Annotated in this window: 26 protein-coding genes and 1 tRNA gene; 12 read left to right on the top strand and 15 right to left on the bottom strand. The window is 64.5% G+C overall.

Features of this window, described 5'->3' with window-relative positions:
• Positions 1 to 2 precede the first annotated feature (2 nt).
• The 7 genes from pheT to AX284_RS11045 all read right to left on the bottom strand — a co-directional run bounded on the left by pheT (position 3) and on the right by AX284_RS11045 (position 7,105).
• On the bottom strand, positions 3 to 2,381 hold the full coding sequence (pheT, locus tag AX284_RS11075) for a phenylalanine--tRNA ligase subunit beta (RefSeq protein ID WP_068385421.1): 2,379 nt from the start codon (positions 2,379 to 2,381) through the stop codon (positions 3 to 5).
• Positions 2,382 to 2,399: 18 nt separating this feature from the next.
• Complete coding sequence (gene pheS, locus AX284_RS11070) at positions 2,400 to 3,401, bottom strand: phenylalanine--tRNA ligase subunit alpha (protein WP_017638834.1); 1,002 nt, start codon at positions 3,399 to 3,401, stop codon at positions 2,400 to 2,402.
• A 96-nt stretch (positions 3,402 to 3,497) separates the two neighbouring features.
• On the bottom strand, positions 3,498 to 3,854 hold the full coding sequence (gene rplT, locus AX284_RS11065) for a 50S ribosomal protein L20 (RefSeq protein WP_007159199.1): 357 nt from the start codon (positions 3,852 to 3,854) through the stop codon (positions 3,498 to 3,500).
• 30 nt (positions 3,855 to 3,884) lie between these two features.
• Complete coding sequence (gene rpmI, locus AX284_RS11060; protein ID WP_007159200.1) at positions 3,885 to 4,079, bottom strand: 50S ribosomal protein L35; 195 nt, start codon at positions 4,077 to 4,079, stop codon at positions 3,885 to 3,887.
• 61 nt (positions 4,080 to 4,140) lie between these two features.
• Positions 4,141 to 4,674 (bottom strand): translation initiation factor IF-3, encoded by a 534-nt coding sequence (gene infC / locus AX284_RS11055; RefSeq protein ID WP_017638835.1) that lies wholly within the window; start codon positions 4,672 to 4,674, stop codon positions 4,141 to 4,143.
• A 20-nt stretch (positions 4,675 to 4,694) separates the two neighbouring features.
• On the bottom strand, positions 4,695 to 6,617 hold the full coding sequence (gene thrS / locus AX284_RS11050) for a threonine--tRNA ligase (protein ID WP_017638836.1): 1,923 nt from the start codon (positions 6,615 to 6,617) through the stop codon (positions 4,695 to 4,697).
• 206 nt (positions 6,618 to 6,823) lie between these two features.
• Complete coding sequence (locus AX284_RS11045) at positions 6,824 to 7,105, bottom strand: hypothetical protein (RefSeq protein ID WP_068385417.1); 282 nt, start codon at positions 7,103 to 7,105, stop codon at positions 6,824 to 6,826.
• A 404-nt stretch (positions 7,106 to 7,509) separates the two neighbouring features.
• On the opposite strand from AX284_RS11045, the gene AX284_RS11040 reads away from it, so the two are divergent.
• Both AX284_RS11040 and AX284_RS11035 read left to right on the top strand, forming a co-directional pair.
• Entirely contained in the window at positions 7,510 to 8,217 is a 708-nt protein-coding gene (locus tag AX284_RS11040; RefSeq protein WP_068385414.1) for a YfdX family protein, read from the top strand.
• 564 nt (positions 8,218 to 8,781) lie between these two features.
• Complete coding sequence (locus AX284_RS11035) at positions 8,782 to 9,951, top strand: MFS transporter (RefSeq protein WP_068385411.1); 1,170 nt, start codon at positions 8,782 to 8,784, stop codon at positions 9,949 to 9,951.
• A gap of 343 nt (positions 9,952 to 10,294) precedes the next feature.
• Here AX284_RS11035 and AX284_RS11030 read toward each other — a convergent pair.
• The 4 genes from AX284_RS11030 to AX284_RS11015 form a co-directional block, all read right to left on the bottom strand.
• A tRNA-Val gene (locus AX284_RS11030) sits at positions 10,295 to 10,371 on the bottom strand.
• 88 nt (positions 10,372 to 10,459) lie between these two features.
• Positions 10,460 to 10,972, bottom strand: coding sequence for a DUF2937 family protein (locus AX284_RS11025; protein WP_068385407.1), 513 nt, complete (start codon positions 10,970 to 10,972; stop codon positions 10,460 to 10,462).
• Between the two features lie 18 nt (positions 10,973 to 10,990).
• Entirely contained in the window at positions 10,991 to 11,764 is a 774-nt protein-coding gene (locus AX284_RS11020; RefSeq protein ID WP_017638841.1) for a class II glutamine amidotransferase, read from the bottom strand.
• Between the two features lie 98 nt (positions 11,765 to 11,862).
• A complete protein-coding gene (locus tag AX284_RS11015; RefSeq protein WP_068385404.1) occupies positions 11,863 to 12,336 on the bottom strand; it encodes an MFS transporter in 474 nt (157 codons plus the stop codon).
• Between the two features lie 89 nt (positions 12,337 to 12,425).
• Here AX284_RS11015 and AX284_RS11010 point away from each other — a divergent pair, with 89 nt between their 5' ends.
• The 9 genes from AX284_RS11010 to AX284_RS10970 all read left to right on the top strand — a co-directional run bounded on the left by AX284_RS11010 (position 12,426) and on the right by AX284_RS10970 (position 22,521).
• Complete coding sequence (locus AX284_RS11010) at positions 12,426 to 14,447, top strand: S9 family peptidase (protein WP_068385401.1); 2,022 nt, start codon at positions 12,426 to 12,428, stop codon at positions 14,445 to 14,447.
• 53 nt (positions 14,448 to 14,500) lie between these two features.
• The gene (locus tag AX284_RS11005; RefSeq protein WP_068385398.1) at positions 14,501 to 15,256 is read left to right on the top strand and encodes an SRPBCC family protein; all 756 of its coding nucleotides are present in this window, start codon (positions 14,501 to 14,503) and stop codon (positions 15,254 to 15,256) included.
• Positions 15,257 to 15,473: 217 nt separating this feature from the next.
• Positions 15,474 to 16,325, top strand: a complete 852-nt coding sequence (locus AX284_RS11000; RefSeq protein ID WP_068385395.1) for a MurR/RpiR family transcriptional regulator — start codon at positions 15,474 to 15,476, stop codon at positions 16,323 to 16,325.
• A gap of 41 nt (positions 16,326 to 16,366) precedes the next feature.
• The gene (ddpX, locus tag AX284_RS10995; protein ID WP_068385392.1) at positions 16,367 to 16,942 is read left to right on the top strand and encodes a D-alanyl-D-alanine dipeptidase; all 576 of its coding nucleotides are present in this window, start codon (positions 16,367 to 16,369) and stop codon (positions 16,940 to 16,942) included.
• Between the two features lie 106 nt (positions 16,943 to 17,048).
• Complete coding sequence (locus tag AX284_RS10990; protein WP_068385388.1) at positions 17,049 to 18,614, top strand: ABC transporter substrate-binding protein; 1,566 nt, start codon at positions 17,049 to 17,051, stop codon at positions 18,612 to 18,614.
• 48 nt (positions 18,615 to 18,662) lie between these two features.
• Positions 18,663 to 19,679 (top strand): ABC transporter permease, encoded by a 1,017-nt coding sequence (locus AX284_RS10985; protein WP_068385385.1) that lies wholly within the window; start codon positions 18,663 to 18,665, stop codon positions 19,677 to 19,679.
• 1 nt (position 19,680) lies between these two features.
• Positions 19,681 to 20,556 carry a D,D-dipeptide ABC transporter permease gene (ddpC, locus tag AX284_RS10980; RefSeq protein ID WP_017638849.1) on the top strand — a complete coding sequence of 292 codons (876 nt, stop codon included), beginning with the start codon at positions 19,681 to 19,683 and terminating at the stop codon, positions 20,554 to 20,556.
• A 1-nt stretch (position 20,557) separates the two neighbouring features.
• Positions 20,558 to 21,541 (top strand): ABC transporter ATP-binding protein, encoded by a 984-nt coding sequence (locus AX284_RS10975; RefSeq protein ID WP_017638850.1) that lies wholly within the window; start codon positions 20,558 to 20,560, stop codon positions 21,539 to 21,541.
• The gene (locus AX284_RS10970) at positions 21,538 to 22,521 is read left to right on the top strand and encodes an oligopeptide/dipeptide ABC transporter ATP-binding protein (RefSeq protein WP_068385382.1); all 984 of its coding nucleotides are present in this window, start codon (positions 21,538 to 21,540) and stop codon (positions 22,519 to 22,521) included. Before AX284_RS10975 ends, AX284_RS10970 begins: the two co-directional genes overlap by 4 nt.
• An 8-nt stretch (positions 22,522 to 22,529) precedes the next feature.
• Here AX284_RS10970 and AX284_RS10965 read toward each other — a convergent pair whose 3' ends face one another.
• Positions 22,530 to 22,979, bottom strand: coding sequence for a YcgN family cysteine cluster protein (locus AX284_RS10965; RefSeq protein ID WP_068385378.1), 450 nt, complete (start codon positions 22,977 to 22,979; stop codon positions 22,530 to 22,532).
• A gap of 137 nt (positions 22,980 to 23,116) precedes the next feature.
• Between AX284_RS10965 and AX284_RS10960 the strand changes: the two genes are divergently transcribed.
• Positions 23,117 to 23,713, top strand: a complete 597-nt coding sequence (locus AX284_RS10960) for a nitroreductase family protein (protein WP_017638852.1) — start codon at positions 23,117 to 23,119, stop codon at positions 23,711 to 23,713.
• Here the strand turns inward: AX284_RS10960 and AX284_RS10955 are convergent.
• The 3 genes from AX284_RS10955 to rnd are packed head-to-tail and all read right to left on the bottom strand — an operon-like array spanning position 23,698 to position 26,089.
• Positions 23,698 to 24,639 (bottom strand): D-2-hydroxyacid dehydrogenase, encoded by a 942-nt coding sequence (locus AX284_RS10955; protein WP_068385375.1) that lies wholly within the window; start codon positions 24,637 to 24,639, stop codon positions 23,698 to 23,700. The two genes, AX284_RS10960 and AX284_RS10955, sit on opposite strands and share 16 nt — an antisense overlap.
• Positions 24,636 to 24,938 carry a YcgL domain-containing protein gene (locus AX284_RS10950; protein WP_017638854.1) on the bottom strand — a complete coding sequence of 101 codons (303 nt, stop codon included), beginning with the start codon at positions 24,936 to 24,938 and terminating at the stop codon, positions 24,636 to 24,638. The genes AX284_RS10955 and AX284_RS10950 overlap by 4 nt, the downstream gene beginning before the upstream one ends.
• Positions 24,935 to 26,089, bottom strand: coding sequence for a ribonuclease D (rnd, locus tag AX284_RS10945; RefSeq protein ID WP_068385373.1), 1,155 nt, complete (start codon positions 26,087 to 26,089; stop codon positions 24,935 to 24,937). The genes AX284_RS10950 and rnd overlap by 4 nt, the downstream gene beginning before the upstream one ends.
• Positions 26,090 to 26,304 lie beyond the last annotated feature (215 nt).

Below are 26,304 nucleotides of genomic sequence, written 5' to 3'. Positions count from 1 at the left end.
CGCTATTTCCTTAACGTGGCGTTGAACCTTCTTTCCAGAGAAACGAGGATTTTCTGCGTCGTTTCGTTGACTTCTTCATCGGTTAATGTGCGCGATGGATGTTGCAAGGTCAAGCCGATGGCGACGCTTTTTCTATGTGGATCAATACCTTTGCCTTGGTAGACGTCGAACAGACGCAGTTCCTTGAGGCCTTCTCCGGCGTTTCCGCGGATGTCGGCCAAGAGGTCGCCTGCGGCGACGGCTTCGTCCACCACCAGTGCCAGGTCACGCCGCACTTCCGGGAAGCGCGACAGCTCGCCAAAGCGCGGCAGGCTGCCGGTGGTCAGGGCATCCAGTGCCAGCTCGAAGAGGAACACCGGGCGATCCACGTCCAGCTCGCGCGCCACTTCCGGGTGCAGGGCGCCCAGGTAGCCAACTGGCTGCCCTGCCCTTTCGATCAGCGCGGTCTGCCCCGGGTGCAACGCCGGATGCTCGCCTGTGACGAAGCGGAAGTCGCTACCCGCACCGGACTGAGCCAGCAGCGCCTCGACATCGGCCTTGACGTCGAAGAAGTCCACCGCCTCACGTCCGGACGACCAGCTCTCCGGCAGGCGCGAACCGCAGACGGCGCCAGCCAGGACGTTTTCCTGCACCAGGCCTTCCAGCTGACCAACGAATCTCAGCCCCGACTCGAACAGCCGGACGCGGTCCTGCTGACGGTTGAGGTTGTACTGCACGGCCTTGACCAGGCCCGGCCACAGCGACGAGCGCATGGCGGCCATGTCGGTGGAGATGGGGTTGGCCAGCATCACCGGCTGGGCCTCAGGGGCGAACAGCCGGAAGGTCTTTTCGTCGATGAAGCTGTAGGTGATGGCTTCCTGGTAACCGCGGGCCACCAGCAGGCGACGCAATTGGCTCAGCTCGCCCTTGCTTTCAGGCAGGGGTTGCGGCGCCAGACGGGCCTGGGGGAAACGGATCGGCAGCTGGTTGTAACCATAGAGGCGCGCCAGTTCTTCGATCAGGTCCACTTCGATGCTGATGTCGAAGCGGTGGCTGGGTACGCCCACCTGCCAACGACCGGCTTCCAGGCGCGCCACGGCCAGACCCAGGCCGCTGAGCAGACGCTCGACCTGAGCATCGTCCAGGGTCAGACCCAGGACGCGCTCGATGCGCTCGGCGCGCAGCAGGATCGGCTCGACCTGCGGCAGGTGCTCGGCACTGACCGCTTCGATCACCGGACCCGGTTCGCCGCCGACGATATCTAGCAGCAGACGAGTCGCGCGCTCCATGGCCTTGCGTGCCAGTTCGAAGTCCACGCCCCGCTCGAAGCGGTGGGAGGAATCGGTGTGCAGGCCATAGGAGCGAGCCTTGCCGGCAACGGCGATAGTGTCGAAGAAGGCGCTTTCCAAGAACAGATCACGGGTACCGGCGGCGACGCCACTGTGCTCGCCCCCCATAACGCCAGCGATGGCCAGGGCGCGTTCGTGGTCGGCGATCACCAGGGTGTCGTTGCGCAGTTCGATGTCCTGGCCATCCAGCAGTACCAGGCGCTCGCCGGCATCGGCTAGGCGCACGCGGATGCCGCCCTTGATCTGGTCCAGATCGAAGGCATGCATGGGCTGACCCAGTTCGAGCATCACATAGTTGGTGACGTCGACGGCGGCGTCGATGCTGCGCACGCCGCTGCGGCGCAGGCGCTCGACCATCCAGTCCGGCGTCGGACGGGACAGGTCGACGTTCTTGACCACGCGACCCAGGTAGCGCGGGCAGGCCTGCTGAGCCATCACCTCGACCGGACGGGTCTCCTGGTGCGTAGCCGCTACGGCCTCGACCTGCAGGGGCTCGACGGTGGCGTTGTACAGGGCACCCACTTCCCGCGCCAGACCGGCGATGGACAGGCAGTCACCACGGTTGGGCGTCAGGTCGACGTCGATGATGGCGTCATCCAGCTGCAGGTAGCTGCGGATGCTCTCGCCCACCGGCGCGCCGGCCGGCAGCTCCAGCAGGCCGCTGTTGTCGTCACTAATCTGCAGTTCGCTGGCCGAGCAGAGCATGCCGTGAGATTCCACGCCGCGCAGCCTGGCCTTCTTGATAGTGAAGTCACCGGGTAGCGTGGCGCCGACGGTGGCGAAAGGCACCTTCAGGCCCGCGCGCACATTGGGTGCACCACAGACCACCTGGAAAGACTCCTGACCGTTGCTGACCTGGCAGACGTTGAGCTTGTCGGCATCGGGATGGCGCTCGACGGAAACCACCTCGCCGACGATGACGCCCTGGAAGCGCCCGGCCGCCGCTTCGACGCCGTCCACTTCCAGGCCGGCCATGGACAGCCGGGCAACCAGATCCTCGTGCGTAGCCGCAGGGTTCACCCAGCTACGCAGCCATTGTTCACTGAATTTCATAGGACTCCCGTCTGGCAGCTAGCGGAATTGCGCCAGGAAGCGCAGATCGTTGTCGAAGAAGAGGCGCAGGTCGTTGACCCCGTAGCGCAGCATGGCCAGGCGCTCGGCGCCCATGCCAAAGGCGAAGCCCTGGTACTTCTCCGGATCGATGCCGGCCATGCGCAGGACGTTGGGATGGACCATGCCGCAGCCCAGCACCTCGAGCCAGCGCGAAGCCGGTTCGCCGTCGCGGCTCGGACGGCGGATGTCCACCTCGGCCGATGGCTCGGTGAAGGGGAAGTAGGAGGGACGGAAGCGGACTTCCAGCTCTTCCTCGAAGAATTCGCGCAGGAAAGTCACCAGGGTGCTCTTGAGGTCGGCGAAGCTGACTTCCTCGTCGATCACCAGGCCTTCGACCTGATGGAACATCGGCGAGTGGGTCTGATCGCTGTCGCAGCGGTACACGCGACCCGGGCAGATGATGCGGATCGGCGGCTGCTGGCTCTCCATGGTGCGGATCTGCACCGGCGATGTGTGGGTGCGCAGCAGCATGTTGGCGTTGAAGTAGAAGGTGTCGTGCATCGCCCGTGCCGGGTGGTGGCCGGGGATGTTGAGCGCTTCGAAGTTGTGGTAGTCGTCTTCGATTTCGGGACCGGTGGCGACGCCATAGCCGATGTTGGCGAACAGGCGCTCGATACGCTCCAGGGTGCGGGTGACGGGATGCAGGCCACCGGAGGCCTGACCACGCCCGGGCAGGGTCACGTCGATGCGTTCCGCGGCGAGGCGAGCGGCCAGGGCGGCCTGCTCCAGCGTCGCCTTGCGGCTGTTGATTGCGTCCTGGACACGTTCCTTGGCGGCGTTGATCAGCGCGCCAGCCTGGGGACGCTCCTCCGCCGTGAGGTGGCCCAGGGTCTTCATGATCTGGGTCAGTTCACCCTTCTTGCCCAGGTAATTGACCCGGAGCTGTTCCAGGGCATTGGTGTCTTCGGTGTGCCGCACGGCCTCCAGTGCTTGGGAGACCAGCGCATCCAGGTTTTCCATCTAGGGACTCCAGATACAAAATAGGGGAAGAGCTATGAGGCTCTTCCCCTATTGATAACGTTGCTTCGCGCCAGGGGCGCGAGATTGCCGGGGGGCTTAAGCCAGCGAAGCTTTAGCTTTCTCGACAATCGCAGCAAACGCCGCTTTTTCGTTCACGGCCAGATCGGCCAGTACCTTACGGTCGATCTCGATGGCCGCTTTCTTCAGGCCGGCGATCAGACGGCTGTAGGACAGACCGTTGATACGAGCACCAGCGTTGATACGAGCGATCCACAGAGCGCGGAACTGACGCTTCTTCTGGCGGCGGTCACGGTAGGCGTATTGGCCTGCCTTGATTACCGCTTGCTTAGCGACGCGGAAGACGCGCGAACGGGCACCGTAGTAGCCTTTGGCGAGCTTCAGGATTTTCTTGTGACGGCGACGAGCGATGACGCCACGCTTAACACGAGCCATGGGTAACTTCCTTTAAATTCTTGACCAGGATTAACGAAGGCGCAGCATGCGCTCGACCTTTTGGACGTCGGATGCATGCATCAGCGACGTACCGCGCAGCTGACGCTTACGCTTGGTGGTCATCTTGGTCAGAATGTGGCTCTTGAAAGCGTGCTTGTGCTTGATGCCACCAGCAGTTTTCACGAAGCGCTTCGCAGCGCCGCTTTTGGTTTTCATCTTTGGCATGTTCGGATACTCCGCATTGAGTGATTACGCATAACAGCAAGGCCTGCCAGTGCCCTGGTAGTTACTTTTTCTTCTTGGGGGCGATGACCATGATGAGTTGACGTCCTTCCATCTTAGGATGCTGCTCAACGGCGCCGTGTTCGACGAGGTCTGCTTCGACCCGCTTCAACAGCTCCATGCCCAGCTCCTGGTGGGCCATCTCCCGGCCGCGGAATCTCAACGAGACCTTGGCCTTGTCCCCCTCGGTTAGGAAACGTACCAGGTTGCGTAGTTTTACCTGGTAATCCCCTTCTTCCGTCCCTGGACGAAACTTGATTTCTTTGACCTGAGCCTGCTTCTGGTTCTTCTTCGCCGCCGCGACTTGCTTCTTCTTCTCGAAGACGTGCTTGCCGTAGTCCATGATCCGGCAGACCGGGGGTACGGCGTCGGCGGTGATTTCCACCAGATCCAGCTTGGCGTCTTCAGCAGCCTGCAGGGCCTCCTGGATGGAGACGATGCCTACTTGCTGACCATCGGCGCCAATAAGGCGAACTTCCCGGGCGGTGATATTTTCGTTGATCGGTGCCCGGGGTGCGGCTCGCTTGTCTTGTCTCATGTCACGCTGCTTGATAGTGATTACTCCGAATCTTGCCGGCCACGCCGGGAAACCGCTTGCGTGAGCAGCTCGCGGAAACGCTCGACGGGCATGGAGCCCAGATCTACGCCTTCACGGGTACGCACGGCAACGGATCGTGTCTCAACCTCCCGGTCTCCAATAACCAGGAGATAGGGAACCTTGAGCAAAGTATGCTCGCGGATTTTAAAGCCGATCTTCTCGTTTCTCAAGTCGGCTTTGGCCCGGAAGCCCTCAGCGTTCAATTCGCCGACGACCTGCTGGGCGAAATCGGCCTGTTTGTCGGTGATATTGAGTACCACCGCCTGAGTCGGAGCAAGCCAGGCCGGGAATAGACCGGCATAGTGCTCGATGAGCATGCCGATGAAGCGCTCGAAGGAACCGAGGATGGCACGGTGCAGCATCACCGGGCGCTGACGACTGTTGTCCTCGGAGATGTAGCTGGCGTCGAGGCGCTCCGGCAGGTTGGGATCGTACTGCAGGGTACCACACTGCCAGTTACGCCCCAGGCAGTCCTTGAGGGTGAATTCGATCTTGGGCCCGTAGAAGGCGCCCTCGCCCGGCTGGTATTCCCACTCCAGACCCGAGGCGTCCAGGGCATCGGCCAGCGCCTTCTCGGCGCGATCCCACAGCTCTTCGGAACCGACGCGCTTGGCCGGTCGGGTGGAGAGCTTCATGATCACGTCGGTGAAGCCGAAGTCGGCATAGACCTGCAGAGTCAGCTTGATGAAGTCGGCCGCTTCCTTCTCTACCTGCTCTTCGGTACAGAAGATGTGGGCGTCGTCCTGGGTGAAGCCGCGTACGCGCATGATGCCGTGCAGGGCGCCGGACGGCTCGTTGCGGTGGCAGGCACCGAACTCGGCCAGGCGCAGCGGCAGGTCGCGGTAGGACTTCAGACCCTGGTTGAACACCTGCACGTGGCAGGGGCAGTTCATTGGCTTGACCGCGAAGTCACGGTTTTCCGACGCCGTGGTGAACATGTTCTCGGCGTAGTTGGACCAGTGACCCGAGCGCTCCCAGAGGATGCGATCGACCACCTGGGGCGTCTTGATCTCCTGGTAGCCGTGGTCGCGCTGGACCTTACGCATGTACTGCTCGAGCACCTGGTAGACGGTCCAGCCATTGGCGTGCCAGAACACCATGCCGGGCGCTTCTTCCTGCAGGTGGAAGAGATCGAGCTGCTTGCCGATGCGGCGATGGTCGCGTTTCTCGGCTTCCTCGATGCGCTGGATGTAGGCCGCCAGCTGCTTCTTGTCCGCCCAGGCGGTGCCATAGATACGCTGCAGCTGCTCGTTCTTGGCGTCGCCACGCCAGTAGGCGCCGGACAGCTTGGTCAGCTTGAACGCCTTGAGGAAGCGGGTGTTGGGCACGTGCGGGCCCCGGCACATGTCGACGTATTCCTCGTGGTAGTACAGGCCCATGGCCTGCTCCTCGGGCATGTCGTCGATCAGGCGCAACTTGTACTCCTCACCCCGGGCCTTGAACACCTCGATGACTTCGGCGCGCGGCGTCATCTTCTTGATGACGTCGTAGTCCTTGTCGATCAGCTCGCGCATCCGCGTCTCGATGGCCGAGAGGTCATCCAGGGTAAAGGGACGCTCGAAGGAGATGTCGTAGTAGAAGCCTTCGTCGATCACCGGGCCAATGACCATCTTGGCGGTCGGGAACAGCTGCTTGACCGCATGACCCACTAGGTGGGCGCAGGAGTGGCGGATGATCTCCAGACCGTCCTCGTCCTTGGCGGTGATGATCTGCAGGTTGGCATCCTGCTCGATGAGATCGCTGGCATCGCGCAGCTGGCCGTCGACGCGACCGGCAATGGTCGCCTTGGCAAGACCGGCACCAATGGACTGGGCGACTTCGGCTACGGTGACGGGCTTGTCGAATGGACGTTGGCTACCGTCGGGGAGAGTAATGACAGGCATGGCGCCTCCTCAACTCAGTGGTGACCCATACCAAGGGCCACATGGTGGGATTGGCCAGTAAGCAGCCGCACCGCTGGAAATCCCGCCGCACAGTGGCAGGGCCGCAAGGCATTCCGGGCGACGCGAAAGGATCACTGGAAAGTTTGGGACGGAAATCCTTTCAGAAACTGAGACCTAGCGCAACCTCGCAAGGGACTGTCATCTACCTAGCGCGCCGCATCGGGGTACTTCTTGAGGAACTGCTTCTGCATTTCCTGGCAGTTTTCCATCAGCGCCTGGCGATCGGCCGGCGAGGCGTCCGCGGCGTTGGCCCGCGCCAGGCACTGGTCGATGGCCTGCTGCTCGTTGGCGCGGCTGACCGGCGTCGCATTGTGGCGATAGACGTAGATGATGGAGCCGAAGACCACGACCGCGAACAGGATCGACAGCAGGATCAATCCCAGGCAACCACCCTTGCCGATCTGCCGGCCTTCACCACCCTGCGTCATCACTCGCTCCTCGCGGTAACGGGCCCTGCTCGCGCCTGGCGAAGCAACGAAGCCCAAGAAAAATCGTCCGTCAGTCTACGTGAAAACCTAGGGCCTCACGACCGAGGCAAGCAGTCACACCCCTATTCGAATGATCCACGGAAGACCGACGTGGACTTAAGAAAAGTTTTACCGCGCAAAACAAACTTATGCCGGGCTCGATCAAATACTCACCTTGATTAATGAGCAGCAAGATCACCCAGATTAGCCACACAAACTCGTTCAGCAGCTATTCAAGTAAGCCCCGCTTTTATTAATCCAGTGTTAAGCGATACGGCGGAGTATCGATTCCAGGCACTGCAGAACCTGGTTCTGGTACCTGAGCGATAGCCTTACTTCAATTGCATATCCGCTGGAGGCAGCACATGAACGTCAAGAATAAACTGGCAAAGAGCCTGCTGGTCGTCGCCGTCGTAGCCGCCTGCTCGTCTGCGGCCTTCGCCGCCACCCAAGCCCCCTCGCCCAGCGAACTGGGCAATTTCCAGGCGCTGTCCACTCAAGGCCAAAGAGCCTTCACCGATATATCCGCCGCACGCCTGGAACTCTTTCAAGGGCAAACGAAGAAAGCGGTAAGCCATGTCAAGGATGCGCAACAGGCACTCAAACTTGCACAATCGGATAATACGGCGCTGGAAAAAGCCGCGAGTGAGTTGCAGGTCAAGGATAATCAGGGCAAGGCCGACACCAGCACGACCGTAACCTCCTGGCTACCGATTTGGGGTGACACCGTGGTGCAGGACAGTTATATGGCCAGCCCGCAAAAAGTGAAAGCAGTGGCGGACGCCAACAACAAGCTCAAACACGGCGACGCCAAGGGCGCCGCGGAAACCCTGCGTCTGGCCAACGTCGATATCGACACCGCCATCGCCCTGGCACCACTCAAGCAGACCATGACGGACGTCGACCAGGCGGCCAAGCAACTGGCCAGCGACAAGTTCTATGAGGCCAACCTGACGCTCAAGCAGGTTCAGGATGGCGTGCGCTACGCCTCGACGGCGCTGGACTTCACGGCGAACAAGCACGGGCTGCAGCCGGCGGGCTCCTTCACCAAGACCGTCACCCCGAGCAGCTGATGGCTTGGGACGCACAACAGGGCGATCGCAAGGTCGCCCGGTTAAACGACTCCATGCCGGGCAAGTCCGCCTCGATCACGGCGTGCAGCATGGGTAATAGAAAGGGCGATCTCTTGGATCGCCCTTTCTATTACCCGCCACCGATGGGAATTTCGTTTTGCCAGGTCCAGCTGATCCCAAACCCATACCCCTCCCCGCATAAGCCTTGGCGAGACCTGTCCACAGCCGCCGGCACCTAAAACTTCAAGGCGCCAAACATGGGCTGCCGCTGCAGGAAAGGCAGTCGGTGTGCAGATGACACCCAGGCCTGTTGGCGCGTTGCAGCTCCACTTCGCCCACAAGTTCGTACAGGCCTTCACCTCCCTGCAGGCAGAGCAACCAAGCCCCGCCGATACCTCCCCGCCAGGCGGCTGCCAACGCTCGGATCAAACATGGCCATCCAGCTCTGCGCATATCGTCCTGAAATGCACGATTGTGCGTAATCTTGCTTAATCATGCATGATCAGCTAACACTGGTATGAGGTGTGATTACCCCTACTGCCGTCTTATTTCGGAGCCTCTCCAATGCAACATGTGCAACTCGCCGCCCAACAGCCTTCGGGAGCGATCGAGCAATGGGCGACCCGCGCCGGCTTCCTCATTGCGGGTTCGGCCATGGCCGCGTGGGCACCCCTGGTGCCCGTCGCCAAGGCGAGGATCGGCGCCGATGATTCGACGCTTGGCCTCCTGCTGCTTTGCCTGGGCCTGGGATCCATTGTCGCGATGCCCATCGTCGGCATCCTCGCCAGCCGCTTTGGGTGCCGCGCGGTGATCGCGACCAGCTCGGTGGCACTGGCCCTCGTGCTGCCGCTGCTGGCCGTCGCCGATTCGATTTTCGGTATGGCCATCGCCTTGGCTTTGTTCGGGGCAAGCGTTGGCGCTCTGGACGTCGCCATCAACATTCAGGCGGTGATGGTCGAGAAGGACAGCGGTCGCAACATGATGTCCGGCTTCCACGGCTTGTTCAGTGTGGGCGGCATTGTCGGCGCCGGCGGCATGAGCGTTCTACTGGGAGCAGGAATGCAACCTCTGGTGGCGACACTGGTATTCAGCGCACTGCTGATCGCTCTCCTCGCCACTTCCTTCAGGGGCCTGCTGCCCTACGGTAATCATGACGCGGAGCATACCCCGCTGTTTACACTGCCCCGCGGGATCGTCGCCTTCATCGGCTTGCTGTGTTTTCTAATTTTTCTCGGGGAAGGCGCGATCCTTGACTGGAGCGCCTTGTTCCTGATCGATGCCCATGACGTCGCCCCGGCACAGGCCGGCTTTGGTTACACGGTATTCGCGTTGGCCATGACCCTTGGTCGTCTGACTGGGGATTGGATCGTGAAGACGCTGGGCGGGCTGAAAGTGGTCGTAGGCGGCGGCCTACTCGCCGCGGCAGGCTTTCTGATGGCGGTGCTGGCACCCAGCCAGCCCTTTGCCTTCGCCGGCTTTCTGCTCGTTGGTCTCGGAGCCTCCAACATCGTCCCGGTGCTCTTCAGTGCCGCAGGACGGCAGACCCGGATGCCTCCAAGCCACGCCATTGCCGCGATCACCACCATCGGCTACGCCGGCATTCTCATCGGTCCGGCAGCGATCGGTTTCGTGGCCCAGCATTGGAGTTTGAGTGCAGCGCTGGTGCTGGTGGGGGGCGGGATGGCGTTTGTTGCGCTCACCTGGCCGATGACCGCAAGACAACAAAATGCCTAGCGCTTCACCTTCGCCAGAGCCTGGCAGCCGCGATCGAGCCCTTGGCAACGGCGGAATGGCATAGTCGCCGGTCACTGCTCCTTCTTCCATGCGGATCGAGCACCAGGCTCTCGGCTCAGGCCCCTTTTCAAAGGAACACACCAAACGCCAGATGGGCATGTCGATCCGACAGCGTTTCGCTGTCACCAAGAAGGCCAAGGCGAACAGGTCGTTGAGTATCAGGACGCCGGGACGGATCAGCAGCCCTGACAGCTGGACGCCTTCCCATCTCATCCCCAAACGAAAAAAGGGCGACCCTTTCGGATCGCCCTTCTTCTTACCCGCCAGCAGTGCGGGTTTTGTTTGGTAGGCACGATTGGATTCGAACCAACGACCCCCACCATGTCAAGGTGGTGCTCTAACCAACTGAGCTACGTGCCTGCTGTGGGTGCGCATTCTACAGCGCGAAACTTTAGCGTCAAGCCCTTTTTTCAGCTAAACGCCTGAAAACGTGAAATTTTTTTGAGGTCTAGGAAAGACGCCGGGCTGGGCGCCGTGGATAGAGCAGGATGGAAAGCCAGAGCGCGAGGGTTTCCACTGTCACCGCCAGCGCCAATCCCAGCCCTATTCCCCAGCCGATGGCTTCGGGGGTAAGGACCACCTGATAGCGATATTGACGCAGGGTCTCGTCACGCAGCTCGCCGTTGGGCCGTACCAGGATGTGCCAGGCCCGCTGGTACCAGGGGCCTTGCAAGGCCTGCCATTCTTCGTTGAACAGCGCGTTACGGCGCATCAGTACGCCAAGGCTGTCGGCGTCGCTGCGAAAAACCGGATCCTCACTGGTCTGATAGTGGGCCAGCAGGCCGTCGAGACTGCCCTCGAAATATTGTTGCGCGGTCCGCCGGAAGCCGCCCAGGGCCTGATCGGACTCCAGGCGATGGGCGTCCACGCGCTGCTCGTAGTCGAGCATGAAACCGGGGATCTGCACCCCTACCAGCAAGGCCAGGGTGAACAACAGCAGACGAATATAGCTGCGCAGCATCGTGAGGTAGGTTCCTGTCTAGACGCGACCCTGGGTGACGATCTCGCCATCCCACCAGAGATGCCATTCCCCCGGCTGATGCAGGGTCCAGACCTCGTCGCAGGTCAGCGGCTCGGTGGCGATGATGGTGACGACATCATTGGGCGTGGTCTCGGCCTTGAAGTCGATGCGTACTTCCGCATCACGCAACTGGGCCGGACCGAAGGGGGAACGGCGGGTGATATGGGCCAGCTTGGTGGTGCAGAAGCTGAACAGCCAGTCGCCATCGCTGAGCAGGCAGTTGAAGACGCCCTTCTTGCGAAAACCATCGCAGGCGTTCACCAGTTGCGGCAGCAGCATCTCCACCGGGACGGGTTCGGGAAAGCGCTCGCGAACCTGATCCAGCAGACTGCAAAAGGCCGTCTCGCTGTCGGTAGTGCCTACCGGTCGGTAGAAACGCGGCTCGGGATGAAAATCCTGCAGCTGGCCATTGTGGGCAAAGCTCCAATAGCGCCCGCCCAGCTCGCGCACGAAGGGATGGGTGTTGGCCAGATTGACCGCCCCGACATTGGCGTGGCGGATATGGCCGATCACCGTGTGGCTCTTGATCGGATAGCCCTGGACCAGCTTGGCCACTTCGGAATCGGCGCCCGGCAAGGCATCCTTGAACAGGTGCAGGCCCCTACCCTCGTAGAAGGCCACGCCCCAGCCGTCTCGATGCGGACCGGTACGACCGCCGCGCTGCATGAGGCCCTGGAGACTGAAGACCAGATCCGTGGGCACGTTGGCACTCATGCCCAGCAATTCGCACATGTCCGTCCCTCCGGGGTGGCTGCCTGGTTCAACGGCGGCTGCAGCCGCTGCCCTTCGCGGTCATGCTGAAGGGGTCACGGCCCAGGCGCAAGCCTGGATTACAGACGGGGTTCGACGCGCTCGCTGCGGCCACGGGGCTCACGGCGCTCCGCAGGTGCTGCCGGGCTGCGCAGTGCCGTCGGCGATTCCGGCTGTGGATCATCCGCAGGGCTTTCCGCGGCGACCGACGCAGGACGCGGATGGGAGCGGCGGTACAGCCAGCGACAAAGGACGAAGATCAGGTAGAGCACCACGCCGATGGTGCCAGCCGCCGCCAGATTGGCCACGGCCGACCAGGCACTGTTGCCGACCTTGAACACCAGGTCCAGCACCGTCACGGCGATGGCCGGCGCATAGAGGCCATGCTCGGCATCCACCAGAGCCGGGGTCACCAGCAGCACGGCCACCACCAAGCGGATAGGTTCGCGCAACCAGCGCCAGAGCCAACCGGTGGCCTTGAAAGACACCACCAACAGCAGCAGCGCGGCGACGGCGTAGACGGCCCAGGCGATCAGGTACTCTTGCTCGGTCATTGCGATCCATGGCGATAGCGGAAAGGAGAAGCCTATGATAGCGGTTTTGCCCCGCCCGCGTGCTCTTGCGCGGCGCCCAAGGAGCCCGCATGACCCAAGCCCCCATTGCCCGCCGCGCCCCCGGTGACGATCCCTACGCCTGGCTGGAGAGCCGCGACGCCCCCGAGGTGCTGGCGCACCTGGAAGCCGAGAACGCCTACCTGGAAGCCGAGCTGGCACCCGAGGCCGCCCTGCGCGAACAGCTGTTCGAAGAGATCCGCGCGCGCATTCGCGAGACGGATATGTCGCTGCCCGTCCCCCGCGGCGACTATCTCTACTACCAGCGCACCCAGGCCGGTGACGAATACGGCCGTAACTATCGCTGCCGTCGCCCCGCCAATGGCGACCTCACGCCCGATCCGGCGACCGAAGAATTGCTGTTCGACGGCAATGCCATCGCCGACGGCGGCTTTCTTTCGGTCGGCCGCTTCACCATCAGTCCGGACCAGACCCGGCTCGCCTACAGCCTCGACCAGGTCGGTGACGAGACCTACCGGCTCTATGTGAAGGAACTGGCCACCGGCCTGGTGACCGAACTGCCCTTCGAGGAGTGCGACGGCAGCCTGACCTGGGCCAACGACAGCCGCACCCTGTTCTTTGGCGAGCGCGACGAATCCCATCGTCCGCACAAGCTCTATCGCTACCACCTGGGCGATGCCGAGCCGCAACTGGTCTTCCACGAGACCGACGGGCGCTTCTTTCTCGGCTGCTATCGTTCGAGCTCCGAACGCAAGCTGCTGCTGCTGTCCCATAGCAAGACCACCAGCGAAGCCTGGGTGCTGGACGCGGATCGGCCGGACGAGGCCTTCGTCTGCCTGGCGCCCCGCGAAGAAGGTCATGAGTATTTCCCCGATCATGGCGTCGATGGCTGGTACATCCGCAGCAACCAGGACGGCATCAACTTCGCGCTCTACCAGGCCGCCGAGGAGAGTCCCACGCGCTCGCACTGGCAGCTGCTGGTACCTCACGATCCCGCGGTGATGCTGGAGGACGCCAGCCTCGGCGCCCAGGCGCTGGTCTTGAGCCTGCGCACCGCCGGGTTGCCGATCCTGGAGGTTCGCCCCTATGGTCAGGCCTCCTACCGGGTCGACCTGCCGGACGAGGTCTACAGCCTCGATGCGATGGACGTACTGGAATTCGACAGTCCCGTCATGCGCCTGCGCTACGAGGCGCTCAATCGCCCGGCCGAGATCCGCGAACTGGACCTGGTAAGCGGTACTCAGCGAGTGCTCAAGCAGGTCCCGGTGGAAGGCCCCTTCGACGCCGACGCCTACGAGAGCCGCCGCCTGTGGGCCACCGCCGCGGACGGCACGCGCATTCCCATCAGCCTGGTCGGTCGGCGCGATCTGCCGCAGAGCGCCCCGCTCTACCTCTATGGCTATGGTGCCTACGGCCACAGCCTGGACCCCTGGTTCTCCCATGCGCGCCTGAGCCTGCTGGATCGTGGCGTGCGCTTCGCCATCGCCCATGTGCGCGGCGGCGGCGAACTAGGGGAAGCCTGGTATCGCAGCGGCAAGCTGGAACACAAGCAGAACACCTTCGATGACTTCATCGCCTGCACCGAGCATCTGCTGGAACAGGGCCTGACGACGCCGCAACAGGTGGTCATCAGCGGCGGCAGTGCCGGCGGTCTGCTGATCGGCGCCGTGCTCAACCAGCGGCCCGAGCTCTATGCCGCGGCCATTGCCGAGGTGCCCTTCGTCGACGTGCTCAACACCATGCTCAAGCCGGACCTGCCTTTGACCGTGACCGAGTACGACGAGTGGGGCGATCCGAACGAGCCCGAGGTGAGGGCGCGCATCGCCAGCTACGCGCCCTACGAAAACGTCAAGGCCCAGGCCTATCCGGCCATCCTGGCGGTGGCGGGCTATCACGATACCCGGGTGCAGTACTGGGAAGCCGCCAAGTGGGTGGCGCGGCTGCGCGAGCGACGGACCGATCAGGCCCCTCTGCTCCTGCTCAAGACCGAATTCGGCGCCGGACACGGCGGCATGAGCGGGCGTTACCAGGCGTTGCGCGACGTGGCCCTGGAATACGCCTTCGTCTTCCGGGTACTGGGCCTGACCGGCTAGGGAACGGCAGGGGCTCTGGGCAGGTCTTTTCCACAGCCAAAGGAGAATCTGCCATGCACCTAGATGCCCCCACTCCCCCTCTCGCTCCTCCGCCTCGCGACGCCGCTGCCATCCAGGGCGTCGAACGCCTGGCCTCCGTGGCCGGCGGTGGCCTGCTGATCAGCCGCGGCCTGGCGCGTGGCGGTCTGCTCGGCCTGCTCACAGGCGCCACCGGCGCCTGGCTGCTGAATCGCGGCCTGCGCGGCCATTGCTCGATCAAGCGCACCCTGACCAAGGTGCGCTTCGAGCGCGACGTGCGTCGCTCGCTGGCCTGGCATTCGGCGGCCTCCCAGACCCGCCGGATCGTCATCGCCCGTCCCCGCGATGAGCTCTATCGCTTCTGGCGCGACTTCTCCAACCTGCCGATCTTCATGCGCCACATCGAACGCGTGGACGTGCTCAACGACCGCTATTCCCACTGGGTGGTCAAGGCGCCCATGGGCCGTTTCGAATGGGATGCCGAAGTCACCGACGACGTGCCGGGCCGCCTGATCGGCTGGCGCTCCTGTGGCTATGCCGGTCTGAACAACCTGGGCTGGGTCAGCTTCGCCGATGTGCCCGGCGGCACCGAGGTGACGGCCGTCATGGCCTACGAGCCGCCAGCCGGTCGCCTCGGCCACCTGTTCGCCCGCCTGCTGCGCCGCGACCCTGGCACCCGCATCGCCCAGGACCTGGCCGAGCTGAAGGTGCTGCTGGAACGCGCCCATGCGGTCGGCGATCGCTATGGCGCCGTCGAGCGCACCTCGCACATGGAGTCGCCGCTGGGTTGATCTTCGGCTGTACCGCGGCGTCTCGCTCGGGACGCCGCCACCCTCCTCCCAAGCCATTCAGCCTGTACCGGCTTATCTCGTAACGACCCCAAACCCCGCTTTGCGACACCGCGATAACAACCGGCGTGCAGCCGCTTGCGACGCCTGGAAAATCAATGTTAGCTTTCGAACATCAGAGCAGTTAATGACAACTCGATAACATTGCAGGCTATCCGGTGTGACCAAGCCACTCTTCTTCCAAGCCCTTGAAGGCGCCTTCGCCGACCTTACGCCCACCGGCAAACGCGTCGCGGGCTACCTGTTGGCCAATCCGGAGAAGCTGCCCTTCGAGACCGCCGACAGCATCGCCCAACGCACCAACACCACCGGCATTTCCGTGGGTCGGCTGCTGCGCTCGCTGGGCTATCGCAACCTCGACGACGTCAAGCAGAGCTTGAGAAACGAAGGCCTGGAGGGCTGGCGCATCACCGACCGCTTCAGTGCCTTTCGCCAGCAGAGCGGACGCAGCGACGCCCTGGACCGCTCTCTGGCCGCCGAGCTCGCCGCCATCGAGGACGTCTACCAGCTGGCCCGCGGTCCGGTGTTCGAGCAGGTGGTCCGGCAGCTGACCGGTGCGGACGCCGTGTTCATCGCCGGTATCCAGACCACCCGCGGCGTCCTGGGTAGCTTTCACAGCCTGCTGGAATACATCCGCCCCAAGGCCTTCTACGTCGACGGTCTGTCGGGCACCTACGCCGACATCTTCAACAGCGGCTTCGCCCAGCCCTACCTGGTGGTGGCCGACTTTCGCGCCTATTCCAGCGTGACCCGCAAGCTCTGCGAAGCCGCACGCGATGCCCAGCTGCCCATGGCGCTGATCACCGACTACCACTGCCCCTGGGCGCGGGATTACCCCGCCGACCTGCTGCAACTGCGCCTGGAAGTCGACCAGTTCTGGGACTCCCTGGCCCCGCTGGCCTGCCTGCTGAACCTGCTGGTGTCAGCGGTGGCGGATCGCTCGGGCGATGCCTTGGAACAGCGTCTGGCCAGCAACCGCGCCCTGCAGCAGCGCTTCGGGCAATTCGAATGAGCGCCGGCACCCCTCTTTACTCCAAGGAAGCATCCCGTACCGTGAACCATCCGGAACTCGTCGAGATCGACGCCCACCACTATGGTGTGGACATCCACCTGGTCTATGCGACCGCCGACAACCTGGCCGGCAAGGTGCTCTATCAGGACGCCCACTGCCTGCTGCACCGGGATGCCGCCGCCCGCCTGCAGCGCGCCAGCGCGCTGGCGCAACAGGCCAGTCTGCGCCTGCAGGTGCTGGATGCCTACCGCCCGCCCTATGCCCAGCAATTGCTGTGGCGGGTGCTGCCCGACGCCCAGTACGTGAGCGATCCAGCGCAGGGTTCGCACCACAGCCGCGGCGTGGCCGTGGACGTGACCCTGCTCGACGAGGCCGGTGAACCGCTGGATATGGGTACCGGCTTCGACGACATGCGCGAGCTGTCGCATCTGTTCAATCCGGCGCTACCCGCTGCCGCCCAGCGCAACCGCCTGCTGTTGCTGGGCATCATGCAGAGCGCCGGCTTCACCTTCATCCCCAGCGAGTGGTGGCACTTCGAACTGCCCGACGCCCGTCGTTATGCGCTGATCGACTACCACCATCTCAGCCAGGAGGAGCTCGCCGCCCTGCTGAACTGATCCTGCCGGCGACCGGGTCATTCGAATCCGGCGCCGCGAGCCCATCGCTCGACCGCCTTGCCCACTGCCGAAACACCCATAAACCCAAACAATCCGAGGTACCGGCATGTTCTCGTCTTCGCGCACCTGCGTTTCATCGGCGTCCCGCGTGCTCGCCCTGGTTTCCCTGCTGGGCCTCGGCGCCTGGCAACCGGCCAGCGCCGCCACCGCGACCGACACCCTGGTCATCGGCAAGCCTGCGGATCTGCAGACCGTCGATCCGGGCGTGACCTTCGACAACAACGACTGGACCGTGACCTATCCGGCCTACCAGCGCCTGATGCGCTACAAGGTGGAAGACGGCAAGGGCAGCACCGACGTCGAGGGCGACCTGGCCAGCGGCTGGACCGTCTCCCCCGACAACCTGGTGTGGACCTTCACCCTGAAGCCCGGCAACAAATTCGACGATGGCAGCGAGGTCACCGCCGAGGCGGTCAAGTTCTCGGTCGAGCGCCTGATGAAGCTCAAGCAGGGCCCGTCCAGCATCTTCCCGGCGGACATGGCGGTGACCGTGGTGGATCCGCAGACGATCAGATTCACCCTGCAGAAGCCCTTCGCGCCCTTCCTCTTCGCCCTGGCCCACGACGGCGCCAGCGTGATCAACCCCAAGGTGGCCAGCACCCACGGCAAGGACGTGGACGCCTGGCTGGCCGGCCATACCGCCGGCTCCGGCGCCTATCGCCTGGCCGCCTGGCAGAAGGGCCAGTCGCTGACCCTGGAGCCCAACCCGCACTACGCCGGCCAGGCGCCCACGCTCAAACAGGTGGTGATCCGCATCATCGCCGAGCCTTCGGTACGGCGCCTGCAACTGGAACAGGGCGATCTGGACATCATCGAGGACCTGCCCGAAGACCAGGTCAAGGCGCTGGCGCAGAAGTCCGGCTTCGTCACCACCGCCTACCCCTCGCTGCGGGTGACCTACCTCTACCTCAACAACAGGCGCGCGCCCCTGAACGACGTCAACGCGCGCAAGGCGGTGGTCGACTCCCTCGACTACCAGGGCATCGTCGATGGCATCGCCATGGGCAAGGCCAAGCTCATGAACGGCCCGATCCCGGACGGCATGTGGGGGCATGATCCGAGTCTGCCAATGCCCAAGCAGGACCTGGAAGCCGCCCAGGCCGCCCTGGGCAAGGCGCCCAAGGTGCGGGAGCTGCAATTCCTCTACTCGGACAAGGATCCGGCCTGGGAGCCCATCGGCCTGACCCTGCAGGCGGGCCTGGGCACCCTTGGCGTCAACCTGAAGATGGAGAAGCTGGCCAACGCCACCTTCCGCGAACGCCTGGGCAAGGGCGACTTCGACGTCGCCATCGGCAACTGGAGTCCGGACTTCGCCGACCCCTACATGTTCATGAACTTCTGGTTCGACAGCACCAATGCGGGACTAGCGGGCAACCGCGCCTTCTACAGCAATCCCAAGGTGGATCAGCTGCTACGCGACGCCGCCAGCGTCAGTGACGTGGCTCAGCGCAAGGCGCTGTACCAGGAGGCCCAGAAGATCGTGGTGGGCGACGCCGCCTACGCCTACCTCTACCAGAAGGCCTACACGGTGCCGATGCGCGCCGCGGTCAAGGGGTACGTGTTCAACCCCATGCTCGAGCAGGTCTTCAATTTCGCTGCGATGTCCAAGTAAGGGCGACGGGTGCCGGCGCGCTCCGGCACCCGCCTCGCGAGGTATGCCATGGCCTTCTTCCATCTGCTGCGCAAGCAGCTGACCGATATCCTCATCGTGGTGATCGGGGTATCCCTGATCACCTTCGTCATCTCCCACCTGATCCCGGGCGATCCGGCGCGGCTGATCGCCGGCGAGCGTGCCAGCGATGAAATCGTCGCCGGTATCCGTCAGCAGCTGGGTCTGGACCTGCCGCTCTACCAGCAATACTTCCGCTACATGGGGGACCTGCTGCAGGGCGATCTGGGCCAGTCGATCCGCACCCATCGCCCGGTGTTGGAAGACCTCCAGCTGTTCTTTCCGGCCACCCTGGAGCTGGCCCTGGCGGCGCTGCTGCTGTCGATCCTCATTGGCGTACCCCTGGGCGTGCTCTCGGCGGTCTACAACAACCGCTGGATCGATCACATCAGCCGTACCCTGGCGGTGGCCGGCATCTCCACCCCAGCCTTCTGGCTGGGCCTGGGGCTGATCGTGCTGTTCTACGGGCATCTCGGCTGGCTGCCGGGCGGCGGGCGGCTGGACCAGGGGCTGACGCCACCGCCGACGGTGACCGGCTTCTATCTGATCGATACCCTGCTGGCGGGCGATCTCACCGGCTTCGTCAGTGCGGCCAGACACCTGTTGCTGCCGGCGGTGACCCTAGCCTTCGTCAATCTCGGCGTCATCACCCGGCAGATCCGCGGCGCCATGCTCGAACAGCTGGGCGAGGACTATATCCGCACCGCCCGCGCCTATGGCCTGTCGCAGACCACCGTGGTGCTGCGCCATGCGCTGCCCAATGCGCTGATTCCCTCCATCACGGTGATCGGCCTGGCCCTGGGCGACCTGCTCTATGGCGCGGTGCTCACCGAGACCGTGTTCGCCTGGCCGGGCATGGGCGCCTATGTGGTCAAGTCGATCCAGGCGCTGGATTTCCCGGCGGTCATGGGCTTCGCCATCGTGGTGTCCTTCATCTACGTCCTGCTCAACCGCTTCATCGACCTGCTCTACCGGCTGGTCGATCCCCGCATCGGCAAGGTGAACTAGCATGACGACCCTCACCGCTGCGCGCCCCCGCTGGCGCGAGCAGACCGCCTGGCTGGCCTGGCGGATCCGCCGCAATCCGCTGATGCTCACGGGGCTGGTGATCACCCTGCTGGTGCTGCTGTGCATGGTCGCCGCGCCCTGGCTGGCCCCCTATCAGCCCAACGCGCTGAAACTCACCGCCCGCCTGCAGGCACCCAGCGCCCTGCACTGGTTCGGCACCGACGAGGTGGGTCGCGACCTGCTCAGCCGGGTGATCTACGGCAGCCGCCAATCGGTGGGCGTCGGCCTGTTCGTGGCCTTTGCCGCCTGCGCCATCGGCGGCCTGCTCGGCTGCCTGTCGGGCATCGTCGGCGGTGCCTTCGACCGGCTGATGATGCGCCTGATGGACATCATCCTCTCGGTGCCTTCGCTGGTGCTGATCATGGCCCTGGCCGCCGCCCTCGGGCCGAGTCTGTTCAACGCCATGCTGGCCATCACCCTGGTGCGCATCCCCTTCTATGTGCGCCTGGCGCGCGGCCAGACCCTGAGCATCCGCCAACTGGCCTACGTCCAGGCAGCACGCACCTTCGGCGCCGGCAAATGGCACCTGGTGCACTGGCACGTGGCCCGCAACGCCATGCCGCCGCTGCTGGTGCAATTCAGCCTGGACATCGGCAACGCCATTCTCATGGCCTCGGCGCTGGGCTTCATCGGCCTGGGCGCCCAGCCGCCCACCGCGGAATGGGGCGTGATGGTCGCCAGCGGCCGCAATTTCATCCTCGACCAGTGGTGGTACTCGACCTTCCCGGGCCTGGCGATCCTGGTCACCGCCATCGGTTTCAACCTGCTGGGCGATGGCATCCGCGATCTGCTCGATCCTCGCCAAAAGGGCAAATGACATGGGCCAGTCCGTTCTGCACATCGACCAGCTGAATCTGGAATTCCCCGGCTTTCGCAGCAGCGCCAAGGCGCTCAACGGCGTCAGCCTGAGTGTGGCCCCCGGCGAGATCGTCGGCGTGGTGGGCGAATCAGGCTCGGGCAAATCGGTCACCGCCATGCTCACCCTCGGCCTGTTGCCCCCCGGCAGCTACCGGGTCACCGGCGGCAGCGTCAACCTGGTGGGCCACGATATGCTCGCCTTGAGCGAGCGCCAGCTGATGGAAGTACGCGGCCGCGAGGCGGCGATGATCTTCCAGGAGCCGATGACGGCGCTCAATCCGACGCGGCGCATCGGTCGCCAGCTGCTGGACGTAATTCGCCGCCATACCGCGCTGGATGCCGCCCAGGCCCGCGCCAAGGCAATCGAGTTGCTCAAGGACATGCATATCGCCGATCCCGAGCAGATCCTCGAACGCTATCCCTTCGAGCTGTCCGGCGGCATGCGCCAGCGCATCATGATCGCCCTGGCCTTCTCCTGCGATCCGCAGCTATTGATCGCCGATGAGCCGACCACCGCGCTGGACGTCACGGTGCAGCGCCAGGTGCTGCTCCTGCTGCGCGAAAAGGCACGGGCCCGGGGTACCGCCATCCTGCTAATCACCCATGACATGGCACTGGTCGCGCAATTCTGCGATCGCGTCTATGTGATGTACGCCGGCGGCATCGTCGAACAGGGGGCTACCGCGGCGGTCATGCAGGCACCCCGGCATCCCTATACCCAGGGCCTGCTGGCCTGCCTGCCGGAAAAGGCGGTGCCCGGCAGCGACCTGGCCAGCATCCCCGGACAGGTGCCCAACCTGGCCCAGCTACCTGGCGGCTGCAGCTTCAAGGATCGTTGCAGTCGGCGCCATGAGCGCTGCGAGACGCGCCCCGCACTGCTGCCGACGGACACCCCCGATCACCTGAGCGCCTGCTGGCTGCAGGCGGAGGACGCCCCGGCATGAACACCTTTTCCCCGCCCGCCGTACCACTGCTGGAGCTCAGCGGCATCGAGGTACGTTATCCGGTGGGCCGCGACTGGCTCGGGCGTACCAAGGGCCAGGCCCATGCCCTCAACGGCATCGACCTGCGACTATTTTCCGGCGAGACCCTGGGCGTGCTCGGCGAATCCGGCTGCGGCAAGAGCACCCTGGCCCAGGTCCTGATGGGGCTGGTGGAGCCGGTGAGCGGCTCCCTTCAAGGCTCGGCCCGTGGCGAACGCAACATCCAGATCGTCTTCCAGGACCCCCAGTCCTCGCTGGATCCGCGCCTGCCGGTGTGGAAGCTGATCACCGAGCCGCTGGTGGTGCGGGGTCGCAGCTCCTCTGTCGAATTGCGCGCCCTGGCCGAGCGCCTGGCGGTGCAGGTCGGTATCCGTCCCGAAGACCTGGATCGCTACCCGCACCAATTCTCCGGCGGCCAGCGCCAGCGCATTGCCATCGCCCGGGCGCTGTCGTCGGATCCGGACGTCATCATTCTCGACGAGCCCACCTCGGCCCTGGACATCTCGGTGCAGGCGCAGATCCTCAACCTGCTGGCCCAGCTGCAACGCGATCGCGGCCTGACCTTCGTACTGATCTCCCACAACGTCTCGGTGGTGCGCCACTTGGCCGACCGGGTAGCGGTGATGTACCTGGGGCAGATCATCGAGCTGGGGGCGGCGGCAGAGGTGCTGGAGCAGCCCAGCCACCCCTATACCCGACTATTGCTGGAGGCGGTGCCGCGGCTGGATCAGCCGCTCACGGGCAATGCCGCGGCACAGCGCACCGAGCTACCGGGCAACCGAGTACTGCCGACGGGCTGTTTCTTTCGGGATCGCTGTCCGCAGGCGGGCACCGGTTGCGAGCGACCTCAGGCACTGCTGCCAGGTGAGTTGGCGGAGGTACGCTGCCATCGCGCAACAGGCCTGACCGCTCCGCTGCGGACCAGCCCCGCGGCGGTCTGAGGCCGGGATCAGCCTGCGCGAAAGATCAGATAGTCTTCCCAGTCGTCTTCGGCGACCTGGGTTTCGCTGAGCATGCGGCCAGACTGGGAAATGCCGGCCTTGTGCACCGCCTCGCGGTCGTCGCAGATCAGCGGGTGCCACTCCGGCAGATCCTTGCCCTCGGCCACCAGGCGATAGCCGCAAGTAGGCGGCAGCCAAGCGAACTGGTCGGCCTGGGCCGGGGTGAGCTGGATGCAGTCGGGGACGAAGCGGGTGCGCTCGGCGTAGCGACTGCACTGACAGGTCTTGAGATCCAGCAGCTTGCAGGCGATGCGCGTGTAATAAACGGCGCCGTCGTCCTCGTCTTCGAGCTTCTGCAGGCAGCACAGGCCACAGCCGTCGCACAGCGACTCCCATTCCAGGGCATCGAGCTGATCGAGGGTCTTGCGCTTCCAGAACGGCTGGGTGATGGCGGCCATGGCAGAGATCGTGGCAAGGAAAGGGGGCGCGCAGTCTAGTGCCGCACGCCGCGAGCGCCAAGCACCGTTCGCGCCCTTGTCGACGCCGCCCGACCGGATTACCGTGCCGGACTCCCCTTTCCTCCCGTGGTGAAGCCATGACCAGCAGCAGCCGTACGCCCCAGTATCCCGTCGATCCCCAGTTCGTCCAGCGCTGGTCGCCCCGCGCCTTCGACCCGGTCGCCATCGAGGAAGAGACCCTGCTCGGTTTCATCGAGGCCGCGCGCTGGGCGCCGTCAGCCTTCAATGCCCAGCCCTGGCGCTTCCTCTATGCACGTCGCGACGACGCCCATTGGGAGCTGTTCCTGTCGCTGATTAGTGAATTCAACCGCGGCTGGGCGCAGCACGCCTCGGCGCTGGTGATCATCCTGTCGAAGACCACCCTGCTGCGCGCCAGCAGTGGCGAGGAAGTCCCCTTCCCCAGCCACAGCTTCGATGCCGGTGCGGCCTGGGCCTACCTGGCACTGCAGGCGACCAATGCGGGCTGGCACGCCCACGGCATGGCCGGGATCGACCGCGAAGGCATCCAGCGCGAACTCAAGGTGCCGGCGGCGTTCAAGGTCGAGCTGGCGGTCGCCATCGGCAAGCTGGGCGACAAGGCCAGCCTGCCGGAGTCCCTGCAGGGGCGCGAGTTGCCCAGTCCGCGCCTGACCGTCGAGGAGCTGGCGGTGGCCGGCCCCTATACCTTCGACTGAGCGGCCAACTCGACGGCGCCACGCAGGGGCTGCCCCTGTTGCAGGCGCTGGAGATTGTCGAGAAACAACCGGACCGCCGCCGCCGGCGGCGTGGGCCCGGCGACATGGGCGGTGAGGTGCAGGTTGGGCGTCCGCCAGAAAGGGTGCTCGGCCGGCAACGGCTCCTGACGGAACACGTCGAGCACCGCCCCGGCCAGCTGCCCGCTCTCCAACGCGGCGATCAGCTCGGCGTCCACCACGCTGGTGCCGCGTCCGGCATTGATGAACAAGGCACCCGCAGGCAAGGCGGCGAAAAAGTCCGCATCGTAGAGATCCTGGGTGCTGCCGCTGTCCGGCAACAGATTGACCACGAAGTCCGCATCCCGCGCCACCTGGTGCAGTTCCGCGAGCGGCACCACCCGGGCAAAGCCAGGCGAGGTTCGTGCACTGCGGGCGACGCCGGTGAGGATCATGCCGAACGGCGCGAATAGACGAGCGATGTCCTGACCGATGTCCCCTGCCCCGACCAGCAGCAGACGCCGCCCGGCCAGGGTGCCCGGCACCCGGGTGTCCCAGTGCCCCTCGCGTTGGCTGAGCTGACGCGCGGCCACCTGGCGCTCATGCTGCAACAGATAGGTCAGGACGTATTCGCCGATGCTCTGGCCGAACAGCCCTACTGCTCTGCTGAAGCGATAATCGTCTGGCAGGTCCGCCGCCAGCAACGGCGCATAGCCGGCCCAGGTGGATTGCAGCCAGAGCGGCTTGACGCCCTCGCGCAGCAGGGCTGCGGCACGATCCGGCTGGCCGAGCCAGTAGCATGGCCGCTGGGCAAGACGCACGGCCTCGACCGGGTCCGTCGGCACCTGCAGTTCCAGCGCCGGCGCCAATTGGCGCCAGGCCTCGACATAGCCGGCCGCCGCGTCTTCCAGCAGCAGGACGGCGGTCATAGCGGATCGTTGAGACGCAGCAGTTCTTCGGGCAGGTGCTCGATGTAGTCGTCGCGCTCCAGCTCCGGCGGTGGCATCTGCAGGTGATAGCCCTGCTTGGCGATGTTCTCGAGGACCTTGGCGACGTCTTCCCGGGCCAGCGTGCGCTGCGGGGTGAGCACGAACTCGAAGGCCAGTGCCGGAGGCCCGAAAGCCGCGAGCAAGCCTTCAGGGACCAGAGTCAGGCCCTTGAGCTTGTCGACATAGAGGTACATTTCCGGCTTGCGCGGGCTTCGGTAGATGGAGCAGAGCAGTTTCATGGGGTGTCTTCCAGGGGCGCCGGCGGGGTGCGCTGCGCCTGCAGGTGATCGAGAAGGGCCTGGCCGAAGCGTTCGCGGCGCCAACCGCGCAGGTTCGCCGGCAGTTGGTAGTCGCCATCGGGCCAACCGGTGAGTAGCAGGGCTTCGAGCACCTTCTTGCGCAACATCAGTTCCGGCGCCATGCCCAGGGCCTCGGCATCGCGTTCGCCAATAGCACGCAAGGTCTTGAGCAGCGACGACGCCTCGTGAGGCAAGGGCTCGGCCTGCAGCTCTGGCCATTGGTCAGCCGGGGTGGCCGCACCTTCGGCGATCAGCGCCAGCAGGGTATCGCCGTCCTGGCGCACGGTGCGCGGGTGCATGTCGTCGATGCGCGCCAGGGCCTGCTTGTCGGTCGGCTGGAAACGCGCCAGCGGCCACAGCGAGCGTTCGCGCAGGACATGGTTGCGCGGCTGATCGCGCTCGCGGGCACTGACCTCGCGCCAGTGGCAGAGCACCCGCAGCACCGCCAACTGCTGGCGCGACAGGCGCCAGGCCAGCTTGACGTCGCGGTAGGCTTCCCAGGGATCGCTGATGCGCCGCAGATTGGCGACCAGTTCAGCGCCATCTTCCAGTAGCCAGGTGCGCCGCTGATCATCCAGACGCGCGTTCAGGTAGTGGTAGACGTCGACCAGATAGGTCACGTCGGCTGCCGCGTAGCGCTCCTGCAACGGCGTCAGCGGCCGTTGCAGCCAGTCGGAGCGGGTCTCGTCCTTGGGGATGTCGATCTTGAGCACTTCGGCGACCAGCCGCGAATAACCCATGGAATGGGCCAGCCCCAGATAGGCCGCCGCCAGCTGGGTGTCGTACAGCGGCTGCGGCAGGCTGCCGGTCAGGCGCAACAACACTTCCAGGTCTTCGCTGCAGGCGTGCAGCACCTTGACCACCGCCGGGTCCTCCAGCAGCGCGGCGAAAGGCGTCCAGTCACCGATGCACAGGGGATCGACCAGGTAGGCCTTTTCGCCGTCGCCGATCTGGATCAGACCGGCCTTGGGATAGAAGGTGTCGACCCGCATGAATTCGGTGTCGAGGGCGATGAAGGGCAGGGTCTGGCAGCGCTCGCAGAGGGCAGCCAGTGCCGCATCGTCGCGGATCCAGTGAGGGGCAGAAGTCAAGGGCGCACTCCGAACAGATGAGCCGACAGTATAAGCCACCCGGGCCGGTTCTTCGGTGCCGCTTGACGCCCCTGTCACACACCGGGAAACGTGGCATTCAGCGGCTTTCCAGGCGGGTTCGTCGGATGAACGCCTGATGACCGCCCCGAACCAAACGTGACCGAATAGTTTTTTTTGTATTCGCAAGCAGGGCCTGCTAAAAGCTGAGTGTGCGC

The organism is Pseudomonas sp. HUK17, from assembly GCF_001566765.1.
The sequence above is the reverse complement of the archived record's forward strand: the minus strand, read 5'-3'. Positions and strand labels throughout refer to the sequence as shown.

What these genes read in the sequence shown, in the direction of transcription:
- pheT (WP_068385421.1), bottom strand. Translation starts at nt 2,381, where the DNA reads ATGAAATTCAGTGAACAATGGCTGCGTAGCTGGGTGAACCCTGCGGCT.
- pheS (WP_017638834.1), bottom strand. Translation starts at nt 3,401, where the DNA reads ATGGAAAACCTGGATGCGCTGGTCTCCCAAGCACTGGAGGCCGTGCGG.
- rplT (WP_007159199.1), bottom strand. Translation starts at nt 3,854, where the DNA reads ATGGCTCGTGTTAAGCGTGGCGTCATCGCTCGTCGCCGTCACAAGAAA.
- rpmI (WP_007159200.1), bottom strand. Translation starts at nt 4,079, where the DNA reads ATGCCAAAGATGAAAACCAAAAGCGGCGCTGCGAAGCGCTTCGTGAAA.
- infC (WP_017638835.1), bottom strand. Translation starts at nt 4,674, where the DNA reads ATGAGACAAGACAAGCGAGCCGCACCCCGGGCACCGATCAACGAAAAT.
- thrS (WP_017638836.1), bottom strand. Translation starts at nt 6,617, where the DNA reads ATGCCTGTCATTACTCTCCCCGACGGTAGCCAACGTCCATTCGACAAG.
- AX284_RS11045 (WP_068385417.1), bottom strand. Translation starts at nt 7,105, where the DNA reads ATGACGCAGGGTGGTGAAGGCCGGCAGATCGGCAAGGGTGGTTGCCTG.
- AX284_RS11040 (WP_068385414.1), top strand. Translation starts at nt 7,510, where the DNA reads ATGAACGTCAAGAATAAACTGGCAAAGAGCCTGCTGGTCGTCGCCGTC.
- AX284_RS11035 (WP_068385411.1), top strand. Translation starts at nt 8,782, where the DNA reads ATGCAACATGTGCAACTCGCCGCCCAACAGCCTTCGGGAGCGATCGAG.
- AX284_RS11025 (WP_068385407.1), bottom strand. Translation starts at nt 10,972, where the DNA reads ATGCTGCGCAGCTATATTCGTCTGCTGTTGTTCACCCTGGCCTTGCTG.
- AX284_RS11020 (WP_017638841.1), bottom strand. Translation starts at nt 11,764, where the DNA reads ATGTGCGAATTGCTGGGCATGAGTGCCAACGTGCCCACGGATCTGGTC.
- AX284_RS11015 (WP_068385404.1), bottom strand. Translation starts at nt 12,336, where the DNA reads ATGACCGAGCAAGAGTACCTGATCGCCTGGGCCGTCTACGCCGTCGCC.
- AX284_RS11010 (WP_068385401.1), top strand. Translation starts at nt 12,426, where the DNA reads ATGACCCAAGCCCCCATTGCCCGCCGCGCCCCCGGTGACGATCCCTAC.
- AX284_RS11005 (WP_068385398.1), top strand. Translation starts at nt 14,501, where the DNA reads ATGCACCTAGATGCCCCCACTCCCCCTCTCGCTCCTCCGCCTCGCGAC.
- AX284_RS10990 (WP_068385388.1), top strand. Translation starts at nt 17,049, where the DNA reads ATGTTCTCGTCTTCGCGCACCTGCGTTTCATCGGCGTCCCGCGTGCTC.
- AX284_RS10985 (WP_068385385.1), top strand. Translation starts at nt 18,663, where the DNA reads ATGGCCTTCTTCCATCTGCTGCGCAAGCAGCTGACCGATATCCTCATC.
- ddpC (WP_017638849.1), top strand. Translation starts at nt 19,681, where the DNA reads ATGACGACCCTCACCGCTGCGCGCCCCCGCTGGCGCGAGCAGACCGCC.
- AX284_RS10975 (WP_017638850.1), top strand. Translation starts at nt 20,558, where the DNA reads ATGGGCCAGTCCGTTCTGCACATCGACCAGCTGAATCTGGAATTCCCC.
- AX284_RS10970 (WP_068385382.1), top strand. Translation starts at nt 21,538, where the DNA reads ATGAACACCTTTTCCCCGCCCGCCGTACCACTGCTGGAGCTCAGCGGC.
- AX284_RS10965 (WP_068385378.1), bottom strand. Translation starts at nt 22,979, where the DNA reads ATGGCCGCCATCACCCAGCCGTTCTGGAAGCGCAAGACCCTCGATCAG.
- AX284_RS10960 (WP_017638852.1), top strand. Translation starts at nt 23,117, where the DNA reads ATGACCAGCAGCAGCCGTACGCCCCAGTATCCCGTCGATCCCCAGTTC.
- AX284_RS10955 (WP_068385375.1), bottom strand. Translation starts at nt 24,639, where the DNA reads ATGACCGCCGTCCTGCTGCTGGAAGACGCGGCGGCCGGCTATGTCGAG.
- AX284_RS10950 (WP_017638854.1), bottom strand. Translation starts at nt 24,938, where the DNA reads ATGAAACTGCTCTGCTCCATCTACCGAAGCCCGCGCAAGCCGGAAATG.